The organism is Cysteiniphilum litorale, from assembly GCF_003428165.1.
In the GTDB taxonomy this organism is placed as follows: Bacteria; Pseudomonadota; Gammaproteobacteria; order Francisellales; family Francisellaceae; genus Caedibacter; species Caedibacter litoralis.
In genome coordinates, this window is sequence record NZ_QLIQ01000055.1 from 1 (window position 1) to 11169 (window position 11169).

General features: G+C 39.7%; 11 protein-coding genes, 1 other RNA gene and 1 pseudogene. 6 read left to right on the forward strand and 7 right to left on the reverse strand.

Going from position 1 to position 11169, the window contains the following annotated elements:
- Window positions 1-142 precede the first annotated feature (142 nt).
- Together ttcA and DNJ75_RS13405 are read left to right on the forward strand one after the other, a co-directional pair.
- Entirely contained in the window at window positions 143-964 is an 822-nt protein-coding gene (ttcA, locus tag DNJ75_RS13400; protein ID WP_117003961.1) for a tRNA 2-thiocytidine(32) synthetase TtcA, read from the forward strand.
- A 149-nt stretch (window positions 965-1113) separates the two neighbouring features.
- A complete protein-coding gene (locus DNJ75_RS13405) occupies window positions 1114-2310 on the forward strand; it encodes a Bcr/CflA family efflux MFS transporter (protein WP_117003962.1) in 1197 nt (398 codons plus the stop codon).
- Here the strand turns inward: DNJ75_RS13405 and DNJ75_RS13410 are convergent.
- From DNJ75_RS13410 to DNJ75_RS13430, 5 genes are all read right to left on the reverse strand, one after another.
- Window positions 2284-2838 carry a DNA-3-methyladenine glycosylase I gene (locus DNJ75_RS13410; protein ID WP_117003963.1) on the reverse strand — a complete coding sequence of 185 codons (555 nt, stop codon included), beginning with the start codon at window positions 2836-2838 and terminating at the stop codon, window positions 2284-2286. The two genes, DNJ75_RS13405 and DNJ75_RS13410, sit on opposite strands and share 27 nt — an antisense overlap.
- Window positions 2835-3665: a 2'-5' RNA ligase family protein gene (locus tag DNJ75_RS13415; RefSeq protein WP_117003964.1), complete on the reverse strand. Its 831-nt coding sequence runs from the start codon at window positions 3663-3665 to the stop codon at window positions 2835-2837. Before DNJ75_RS13415 ends, DNJ75_RS13410 begins: the two co-directional genes overlap by 4 nt.
- Before the next feature lie 117 nt (window positions 3666-3782).
- Window positions 3783-4430: a Holliday junction branch migration protein RuvA gene (ruvA, locus tag DNJ75_RS13420; protein ID WP_117003965.1), complete on the reverse strand. Its 648-nt coding sequence runs from the start codon at window positions 4428-4430 to the stop codon at window positions 3783-3785.
- Window positions 4427-4942 (reverse strand): crossover junction endodeoxyribonuclease RuvC, encoded by a 516-nt coding sequence (gene ruvC / locus DNJ75_RS13425; RefSeq protein ID WP_117003966.1) that lies wholly within the window; start codon window positions 4940-4942, stop codon window positions 4427-4429. Before ruvC ends, ruvA begins: the two co-directional genes overlap by 4 nt.
- Complete coding sequence (locus tag DNJ75_RS13430) at window positions 4939-5691, reverse strand: YebC/PmpR family DNA-binding transcriptional regulator (protein ID WP_117003967.1); 753 nt, start codon at window positions 5689-5691, stop codon at window positions 4939-4941. Before DNJ75_RS13430 ends, ruvC begins: the two co-directional genes overlap by 4 nt.
- Before the next feature lie 180 nt (window positions 5692-5871).
- Between DNJ75_RS13430 and DNJ75_RS13435 the strand changes: the two genes are divergently transcribed.
- Window positions 5872-7389 (forward strand): MFS transporter, encoded by a 1518-nt coding sequence (locus tag DNJ75_RS13435; RefSeq protein WP_117003968.1) that lies wholly within the window; start codon window positions 5872-5874, stop codon window positions 7387-7389.
- 55 nt (window positions 7390-7444) lie between these two features.
- Window positions 7445-7855, forward strand: a transfer-messenger RNA (tmRNA) gene (gene ssrA, locus DNJ75_RS13440).
- A gap of 244 nt (window positions 7856-8099) precedes the next feature.
- On the opposite strand, the gene DNJ75_RS13445 is transcribed toward ssrA, so the two are convergent.
- Both DNJ75_RS13445 and DNJ75_RS13450 read right to left on the reverse strand, forming a co-directional pair.
- Window positions 8100-8405, reverse strand: a complete 306-nt coding sequence (locus DNJ75_RS13445; protein ID WP_117003969.1) for a helix-turn-helix domain-containing protein — start codon at window positions 8403-8405, stop codon at window positions 8100-8102.
- Window positions 8402-8611 (reverse strand): type II toxin-antitoxin system RelE/ParE family toxin, encoded by a 210-nt coding sequence (locus DNJ75_RS13450; protein WP_308420270.1) that lies wholly within the window; start codon window positions 8609-8611, stop codon window positions 8402-8404. Before DNJ75_RS13450 ends, DNJ75_RS13445 begins: the two co-directional genes overlap by 4 nt.
- 115 nt (window positions 8612-8726) lie before the next feature.
- Here DNJ75_RS13450 and istA point away from each other — a divergent pair, with 115 nt between their 5' ends.
- Entirely contained in the window at window positions 8727-10274 is a 1548-nt protein-coding gene (gene istA, locus DNJ75_RS13455; protein WP_117003971.1) for an IS21 family transposase, read from the forward strand.
- Window positions 10261-10995, forward strand: a pseudogene (gene istB / locus DNJ75_RS13460) (IS21-like element helper ATPase IstB). Before istA ends, istB begins: the two are co-directional and overlap by 14 nt.
- Window positions 10996-11169 lie beyond the last annotated feature (174 nt).

Below are 11169 nucleotides of genomic sequence, written 5' to 3' on the forward strand. Positions count from 1 at the left end.
GAAAAACTGCTATGAGTTATCCAGAGAGTTATTTAAAAGTGTCATTGCTAAGTTTGTGACTGAGTTCGCACCATCGATGGAATCGCTACTACCAAAATTCATGCCATCCATCAATGCGTAAGTCCTAAGAGCCTATAACACCATGACGCAAACAGAAAAGAAACTTCATTTTTATATCACCAAAGCCATTGCCGATTATAAAATGCTGCAAAAAGGTGACAAGGTGATGATTTGCTTATCCGGTGGCAAAGACTCTTTCACACTGGTTAAAGTCATGCACGATTTAGTTGCCAATGGCACTTATGATCTTGACTTAATTGTCTACACTTTAGATCAAACCCAACCAGGCTGGGATGACTCTGGATTAAGGCAATATCTTGAAGATCACAACATTACATATATTATCGAAAAGCGTGATACTTATTCTGTCGTGATTGATAAAGTGCCTGAAAATAAAACTTATTGTTCGTTATGCTCACGCTTACGTCGCGGTAATATCTATCGTTTCGCACGCGATAACCACATTAATAAGATCATGCTTGGTCATCATCGGGATGATGTAATTGAGTCGGCATTAATGTCGATGTTTTATCAAGGCAAGGTTAAATCAATGCCTGCCAAGCTATTAACTGAAGATAAGCAAAATGTGGTGATCAGACCGATGGTTTATTGCCAAGAACGTGATATTGCCCGCTTTGCCAAAGAGCAAGCTTTTCCAATTATCCCATGTAACCTATGTGGCACGCAGGAAAACCTAAAGCGTCAGCAGGTAAAAAATCTCATTCACGAGTTAGCTCAACAAAACCCGATTATTCCACAGAATATCTTTGCATCACTGAGTAATGTTGTCCCTAGTCACTTATATGATCAAAACCTATTTGATACGCGTGAATGTGATCAAGAACGCATATATGCTGATAGTAACTGCTTAATAACCAATGAATCATCTGAACATCTGTTTTAGTTGTTTTAATTAAACACCCAATGATTACAATTTCACTACAAACTTTCCCGGAATCCGTCTGGCACAAAAAAACGTTTTACTTTATACTGAACTCGCGTTCATTTTTGAAAGTTTTACAACATTAAAAGTTTAGTTATTGGGCAGGCATCATGTTACATATTAAAGCATCTACATCGGCGAAGGTTATTTTCGTTTTTATTATTATGGTTACCTCGATGCTAGGTATTTTTGTCTCTGATATTTATGTCCCTTCGTTACCAAGTATTAGTGAGGATTTTGGCACGGGAGCCCACTTATTAGCATTTAGTGTTACCTATTATTTTATTGTTTTTGCTTGCGCCCAGCTTATTTATGGTCCCCTGTCAGAACGCTTTGGACGACGCAAAATTTTTCTTACAGGCCTTGCTATTAGCATTGTTGGCACACTGATTACCGTATTTAGTCTAAACTTTAGCATGCTAATGGTTGGGCGCACATTTGAAGCTGTAGGCATGGCAGCTCCAATGTCATTAGGTCGTGTTATTTTGCGTGATGTTATTCCTGATAAAGTCAAATATGCGCGTTTTATGTCATTTATGGGTATTGGCACCTTAATGGCGCCTGTGATTGCACCAATCGTTGGTGCATTCTTAGCACACGTTTATCATTGGCGTGCAGACTTTATTTTCATCTTAACTTTAAGTGTAATCTGTTATATTGGCGCCTATATCTATTTGGTTGAGACTCTACTGAACCCCAAAAAACGCCTTTCAGCCAAATTATCCGTTAAAACCTATCTATGGGTTATAAAGAATAAAACATTCATTAAAAACATGACAATCTCAAGCACGATTATGGGCGCTATCATTGCTTATCTATCAATGAGCGCTTTCTTATTTCAACAATATTTTGGTTTAAGCGAAATCCACTACGCCATTGTATTTGGCATTGGTGAAGCCTTTATTGCTGTAGGTATGTTTGCCAATGGTATGGCACTTAAATATATTTCTATTGAACGCTCTCAAGCCATTGCTGTGATGCTTTTTTTGCTCTCAGGCATTCTCATTACCATTCAAGCCGTATTCTTTAGCCATAGCCTTGAATTTATCATGCTGGCAGTGATTATCTTTAACTTTGCCGCGGGTGTCATTTTTCCAACGAGTAGCACGTTAGCCATTGTCACTTTTAAAGCGCGTTTAGGTGCAGTGGGTAGTTTATATGGCTGCATTAGCATGCTTGCCGCAGGCCTTATCAGTGGCTTTGCTTTATCGCTACCTTTGGCGCCCAACTTGCTAATCGCCTTATTAATACTTGTTATGGCGATGATTGCTACTATCGTTTTATTTGGCATCAAAGACAAAACATGAGCTTAAATGATCATTAACCATCCCTGTTGCTTGCATAAAAGCATAGCATATCGTTGGTCCGACAAAGCTAAAACCTTGTGACTTAAGCCATTTGCTCATCTTATTTGATGCTTCAGTAAATGCCGGAATCGCTTCGTGCTGCGCATATTTAATTGCTTCTTTAGGGGAAAACTGCCAAAGCGCCTCAACCATCAATTGTGTTTTGGATAGTTGAAGCCAAACTTGAGCATTGTTAATCACACTTTTGATCTTAAGACGATTACGAATAATACCAGGGTTTTGCATTAAAGTTTCAATATCATCTATAGTCATGTTTGCAACTTTATCAATCTGAAAGTCACAAAAAGCTTGGCGATAATTATCACGTCGCTTTAATATCGTCTGCCAGCTTAAGCCTGCTTGTGCTCCTTCTAAACATAAAAACTCAAAAAGCCTTTGCTCATCATACAGTGGCACACCCCACTCGTGATCATGATAGTTTTGCATCTCTGGGCTTGAGTTTGCCCAAGGACAACGTACTAAAGTCATGATTTGAATTGAGCAACAAAAATTGGTTTACCATATAAGTTGCCATTATCATCCATTTTGGCAATCGCGATGCTATCAATCATTACGCTATAGCTTTTGTCATTGAGTAACTTATTTGCTTTGGTAGCCAATTCACTATTACCTTTGTTATAAACCGCTGTAATATGAGAGCGATTACTGCCTGGAATATTATAATCACGCCACGCGCTACCGCTTTGCATTTGCGTAAGATCAGCATGCCCTTCTTCAATAGCAACAATCGTTTGATGTGTTGGTGCATTGGGATGCGTTTTGGCAGTTAACTCTGCATTAAGCCCATTCAAAAAGGCATTATCTCCGGCAACATCCAAAGATAAGGTATCCCCTGCCACGCTGAAGTTTTTGGCTAAAGTCACCTCTTGCGCTTTGGTGTTTTTCGCCAACTGGGTAACCGCTGCAACCAACTCTTGATAGTTTTTTCCTTTAAATACACCTTGAATAATACTAATATGCGGCGTTGTCATAACTCTTGTTGCCATATCAGGATATGCCAACGTATTAACTTCTTTTAACAGAGTCAGTAATGGCTTGTTACCTTTGACAGGAATATATACGGCATATTCACCTTGATACACATTGGCATGTCCTTTTACGTTATCTTTGGCAGGTACCTCAAGCACAGGTTTATATAAAGGATTCGTATGCGCATTGTGTAATATAAATAATGCTTTCGTCTGATTGGGACCTTGGTAATTTGTCATTGCAACTGCTGATGACATTAAGCTCATACCTATGAGTGGTAACGATAATGTTTTAACGATTTTTCTCATTTTTTTAATTTTCTTCATAAGCTAATCTCTCACCTTTCTTATTTTCCATTTTGCCAAGTAGGACACTCGCTGATTAGCTTAACAAAGTTTTTATTTAAGTGAAGAATGTTTTATAGCAAATAACCTTTACGTCTTTTACACCTTTTGCGTCCCTTGCAGTGCTAAGCGAATAAGACTCTCGACACTATCAGCGTCATTTTTGACTTTTTGAACATATTTTTCCGCTTCTTTACGCTTATAACCAAGTGCTTCTAGTGCATCAACCGCTTGATGTACCATTGAGCTTGCCTGATAGCTTGTATTACCTGAATGAGCAAGGCTTGTGCTCACTTGTGTAGTATGCGGCGTATTCTGCGTTAAAGCATCTAACTCAAGGACTAATTTCGTGATCTTATCTTTCATCTCAATAATAATACGCTCCGCCGTTTTTTTACCAACGCCAGGAATCGTGCATAACAATCCATGATCTTGTGACTCAATACAGCTAACAAAAGTGACCCCGTCCATACCCGATAAGATCGCTAGTGCCATCTTAGCACCGATGCCATTGATCTTAATAAGCTCTTGGAATAATCTACGATCTGACTTAGTGGCAAAGCCATAAAGTTGTTGCGCATCTTCACGCACAACAAAATGGGTATGCAATGTCACTTCCTGCCCGACATCACCAAGCTTATAGATTGAGCTCATTGGCACCCATATCTCATAGCCAACACCGGCGGCTTCAACCAATATCAATGGTGGCTGCTTTTCGATAAGCTCACCTTTTATTCTTCCAATCATCGTAATCGTCCTCGTACAATTTTGTTAGCTCCTGGAATAAACTGTAAACTATTGCGACTGTGGAAATGGCAAATCGCAATTGCCAAAGCATCCGCAGCATCGGCTTGTGGTTTGCTACTTAATTGCAAAAAAGACTGCACCATATGCTGCACTTGAAATTTTGTTGCATTGCCATTGCCAACAACAGCTTGTTTCACCTGCTTAGCTGAGTATTCGTTAACCGTAAGATTTTGATTTGCTAAAGCGCACATTGCGACACCGCGCGCTTGCCCAAGCTTTAATGCAGCACCAGGATTTTGAAACATAAAGATCTGCTCAATTGCCGCTTCCGTTGGTTGATAAGCCGCAACAATATCGTTAATACCATCTTGAATTTGCTTTAAGCGCTCAGCAGTTGCTTCTTTAGTAATACGGATACAGCCACTGGTAACATACAAGCATTCTTTTGCCTGCACTTTGATTACACCAAATCCGGTAATGCGCGAGCCCGGATCAATGCCTAAAATAATCACGAATTAAGCGCATCCATTACACTTTCGTCAAACTCGACGTTGCTATAAACGCTTTGCACATCATCAAGATCCTCTAAACGATCGATCATATTCATAATTTTTTGTGCGATTTCGGCATCGTCAATATTGGTTTTAACATCCGCATCCATCGTAATCTCGGCAGAGATCGCTTTTAAACCTTTGGCTTCTAAAGCATCATTAACCTCTGAGAACGTATTGGGATCGGTGATGACATCAATCGCACCATCATCAAAGCTCACCACATCTTCAGCACCGGCTTCAAGGGCGACTTCCATGACCATGTCTTCATCTAAGCCCGCATCAAAGCTGATAATGCCCTTTTTATTAAACATATACGCCACTGAACCATCCGTACCCAAATTACCGCCGGCTTTGGTAAAGGCATGACGCACTTCAGCTACGGTACGATTGCGATTATCGGTCATACAATCAACGATAAATGCAACACCAGCAGGACCGTAACCTTCATAACGAATTTCTTCTAAGTTACCCCCTTCTTCACCGCCAGCGCCCTTCTTAATTGCGCGCTCAATCGTATCTTTGGTCATGTTATTTGACAATGCAGTTGCCACTGCTGCGCGCAAACGTGGATTTGAGTCCTTATCCCCACCACCCAAGCGTGCAGCAACGGTGATCTCACGAATAAGCTTAGTAAACACCTTACCACGCTTAGCATCTTCTTTTGCTTTCTTATGTTTAATGTTTGCCCATTTACTGTGACCAGCCATATTAAAACCTCTTTTGAATCTTTGATCTTTTTGATATTTAGCTTAATAAAACGCGGCAATTGTACCATAAAACATGGCAAAACAATGTCGTGATTAGTGCGTTTGATATGATTTTTGTAAATTAAATAATCTTAGCTATGCTTAACATTACAGGGAATATCAGGCAAGGATGATTTTAATATGCAAGTTGATAGTTTAATCCAACCAATCAAAGCGATGCGTATGCGTTACCTACCACTTCTGATGGTGTACTTTGCCTATGGCTGCAGCATCTTCTCGGGCATTGGTGAGTCATTTTTTGTCAAAGAGCAATTAAACTTATCGGCTGAAAGCCTTATTGTTATTGGTGTATGGTTAAGCTTGCCATGGAATATCAAAATGGTTTTTGGGCAATTTGTTGACAGCCTGCCTTTGTTTGGCTCACAGCGCAAAGCCTATATCTACCTTGCAGCGATTTTAATGGTTTGTGGTTCACTACTTATGGCAGGATTAGCTGGACGCTGGTCTTTTGTCGTGGCTTTAGCACCTGATAATACGCTTTTCTTTATATCATCACTTCTAACTGTTCTTGGCGTTGTCTTACAGGATGTTGTTGCTGATGCCATGAGTGTTGAGGTGGTTGAACGCGAAGGACGCCCACAAGAAAATATCGATAAAGATCTAGCAATGGTTCAACTCTTGGGACGCTTAAGCTTAAGCTTAGGTATGTTTTTGGTTGCCGGTCTTGGTGGTTGGCTTGCGCAAGTGATGAGTTATCAAAATTTATTTCTACTCACCTTAGTCATTCCACTGATTAGCATTACCGGTATTTTGTGTATTCGCTTGGATAAAGTACCGAGAAAACCAATCAACAAAACCGTACTTATTGGTGGGCTGATCTACGCTGTTTTTATTATTGTTATCGGTTTGAGTAATATTCCTTTTGCTCAGGAAATTGTTTTTGTTGTGTCGTTAGTGATTATCATCTATTTACTTAAATCCATTACCAAAGAATTGCCAAGAGATTTATTGCGCGCTATTTTTGTCGCAGCCCTTATGATCTTTATCTTTCGCGCCTCACCTACAGCAGGCCCCGGCGCGCAATGGTTTATGATCGATGTGCTTGGATTTGATAAAGCTTTCTTTGGAACACTTTCACAAATTGGTGCTTTTATGTCGATTGTTGGTATGTGGTTTTTCGCGCGTCTCATCACTGAGAAATCGATCGCATGGGTGCTGTTATGGCTGACTGTTGCAGGCTTTTTATTAGAGCTACCACTTATCGCACTTTATTATGGCTTACATGAATGGACAATGGTTTACTTTGGTTTTGGTGCACGCACGATTGTGCTCATTGATAGCGCGATTGCCTCACCTTTTGCTCAATTGGCAATGATTCCGATGTTAGCCCTTATCGCGCGCTATGCCCCTAAGGGTAATGCCGCGACCTGGTTTGCTCTAATGGCAAGCTTTATGAATCTAGCCTTAACTGCAGGATCTCTATTTAGCAAATATCTTAATCAAATCTTTGTCGTCACGCGTGAAGTCGTTGATCATAGCAATGACACCATTAGCACACCGGCGAATTATAGTGAGCTTGGCGTGCTATTAATTACCGTCTCAGTTATTGGTTTATTAGCACCTCTAATTGGCATTATTATCTATGCCCGATTTGCACAAAAGTCAAAATCATTAAAATGCGCAAAAAAATCAAAATAACTTAGCTTGCCACTTGCCTTTATTGATGCCCTTACCTACAATAACAAACCTCACTGGGGGCGAATATGGCTTCGACGGGAATGTCAATGTCTTACGGTGCATGCCGAGGGTGTATCTGCCTCGTAAAACACGTTACAATTTGCTAATAACTGGCAAAAACAAAGCAAACCGCGTTGTAGCTAACGACACAGCTTTTGCTGCTCGTAAAGCTGCTTAATCTAGCTTAAGAACCTAGATACGCACGAACCGATAGTATTTGCTTGTGGATCTATCTTACGTTCGTTCATCTCTTTCACAAGATCGCCAAGGTGTCTGTCTAAACACTGCGGTTAAACCTTAAGACTCGCTTAAATGCTGCCCTGATTTATCGGGCAAATTTAAGTTAAAGATAATAGATAAATCTAAGCATGTAGATCTGAAGATGGCGAGTTTGCGGACGCGGGTTCAACTCCCGCCGCCTCCACCAAATCAACAATACATAATATACCAATGACGTTTCATATACTTATTTATCGTTGCAGTTGAACTCGCGGGACGCAGAGTGAGTCAGATTACAAAAAGCGACCTAGCTTTTTACTGGCGAACGCCTGCAGCACGGATTACGAAAGACCGGCTTGCAAACTTGGCAGGAAGCCAAGTGCAGTAAGAACTCTCCGCCGCCTCCACCAAAAAAACACCATTAAAACCTTATAAATACTTTATCAAAGCGCCTATCTAGCAAAGTGTAAATGAGGCTTGTAACCCATAATAGAAGATATTTGAGCTATGGTAGATACTGTTAAATTAGCCTCCCCTTTAATTATTTTAGATAATTGTGATGGACTTTTACCTAGTTTTGAAACCATATCATTAAAGCCTATATTGTTATCAGACATATAGTGTATCACTGCCTGTGACACTTCATTTTGTAATGCTTGCAGCGCATCAAATTCAATTTTAGCCGCTTGTTCAATTTCTTTAATTTCTTCTTTATCAAGCCTTTTTTCAAGGTGCTCTGAAAAACTTTTAATCTTCATAAATGAATCTCCTTTAATAATTTTTTAGCTCTCTTTATATCTTTTTGTTGAGATGTCTTGTCACCAGCATGCAATAACAAAACCACGCAATCTTTTTCAAATTTATAATATATTCTATAGCCAAATTTTCTTTCCCTTAGCTCAAACAATCCGCCACCAAGTGTTTTACTGTGTGGGAGTTTAAGTTTATTACCACACATCTCCAACAGCTTAAGTTATTAGGTGACAATTAGCTTTACCGGTGACGACAACTAGAATTGCCGGTTGAATCATGTAGTCTATTCCTTAATCAATAAAGCTGCAGATAATTAAGATTAAGGTATGGCAAGAAAACGAGTCACAACAGAACAGGTAAAGCTATACATGAAACTCAGACAAGAAGATAAACTCACCCAGATTGGCTGCGCTGCTAAATCAGGCTTTAGTGAGCGTACAGCTCGCACAATAGACCGTGGCAAACACCACACACAACACCCACCCAAACCAAGGCAGTATAAAACACGCGCAAGCAGTATTGATAAGCTTTGGGAAGATGAGATGAAACAGAAGCTTGAAGACAATCCAGAGCTTCAGCCAATGACGTTATTTATTGATCTTCAGCGTAACCATGTCGATGATCAAGGTAATCCCATTTATGATGATTCTTGCCTTCGCACATTACAAAGGCGTGTACGAGAATGGAAAGCGAAACATGGTATGTCTAAAGAAGTCATGTTTCCGCAAAAACATTACCCTGGTGATCAAGGCTTATCTGATTTTTCGCATATGAAAGAAATTGGCATTATGATCGCTGGTAAGCCTTTGGAACATATGATCTATCATTTTAGGTTAGTATTTAGCAAGTACAGTTATGTTAAAGTTATCCTATCAGGGGAAAGCTTTCAGGCGTTATCAGAAGGGTTGCAAGAAGCGTTATTTCATATAGGAGGCGCACCAAAGGAGCATCGCACAGACTCTTTAGCCGCTGCCTATAAAAATGACAAAGATGTTGCTAATGAGGATTTAACGGATCGTTATAAAGAACTCTGTGCCTATTATGGCATGAATCCAACAAGAAATAATAAAGGGGTCAGTCATGAGAACGGCTCTGTTGAGTCATCACATGGTCACCTCAAAAACCGTATTAAACAAGAGCTTATGGTGCGTGGAAGTAAAGATTTTAAGACATTATCTGAATATGAACAATGGTTGCATCATGTTGTTGAGAACAGCAATCGTCGTAACAGTAAAGACTTTAAGCTTGAGCAATCTGCACTGCGCTGTTTACCCATGCATAAAACAGCGGATTATGAAATTAAGTCTGTTAAGGTATCCAGTCATTCTATGATCAACATTAAACAGATTAAATATAGTGTACCGTCACGTCTTGTAGGACACACGTTGACAGTGCATATTTCACAAAAAGACATTATTGCGTATCTGGGAAGTAGTGCCGTATTTAGCACTGAAAGACGTTATGCTAATAAACTAAGCAGCAAATATGTGATTGATTACAAACATCTCATACATGCATTCATTAAAAAGCCTCGCGCCTTTCGTTATTGCCAGTATAAAGACGAGCTATTGCCTAGTGATCATTATCAGACAATTTGGCAGTATTTAGATCGTACACAGACGCCTGATGCTGCTTGCAAAAGTATCTTAAGACTGTTGAAGCTAAGTGCAGATCATAACTGTGAAGAAGCAGTTGCAGAGGCTTGTTTAGCACTTATTGAAGCAGATAAAACCATCATACTTGAACAGTTGGAGACTCAGTTCAATAGGAACAACCCCAGGTTACCTATACAAACGATGTCGATGCCAAGTATTAATCAATATGACCATTTACTATCACACGCTCACACAGGGGGAAATTATGCATACTTATGAAGCCACTTTAGATTTACAATTAAAGGCACTGAAGCTTGCCAGTTTTAAGCAAAATTGGCAGGCTATTTCTCAGCTATCCATTCAGAAGAATTGGAGTCATGGTCAATATTTATCTTATCTGGCACAGATGGAGTTAGATAGTCGCGAATCGAGTCGATTATCAAGACACATTAAGGAATCTAAGCTACCTAAGCACAAGACGTTAAGCAGTTTCAACTTTAAGGAGATACCCACCGTTAATGCGGAACAAATTAATGCGTTAGCTAAGACGGACACTTGGCTATCAGAAGCTAATAATATCATTATCTTTGGCGCCAGTGGCTTAGGTAAAACGCATTTGGCAAGTGCTATTGCTTATCGCAAAATTGAACGAGGGTTTAAGGTTAGGTTTTATCAAACATCGCATTTAGTACAAATACTGCAATTAGCTAAAAAGCAATATCGCCTGCAAGAAGAAATTGCCAAGCTTGATAAAATTCCTTTGTTGATTCTTGATGATATTGGCTATGTCAAAAAAGATGAGCATGAAACAAGCGTTTTATTTGAGTTAATCTGCCAACGGTATGAGACAGGAAGTTTGATCATTACTGCCAATCAGTCATTTAGTTAGTGGGATAGCATTTTCCCTGATAACATGATGGCAGTGGCTGCTATTGATCGTTTAGTACATCATGCAACCGTAATTAGCTTAGAAGGAGAAAGTTATCGTATGAAGAAATAATTTTTTTGCTATAAATCGGCAAAGTTAGTTGTCGTAACCGGAAAAGTCACGGCTGTCCCATCTAAAAACCTTGAGTCAAAATAGTGCTTAAAGTCTGATTTCCCCAGGCTGCTTTCTTACGTAATCCTTTGATGCCAACGTTCTTAAATTTCCCCTTTGTATTATTTAGCATAT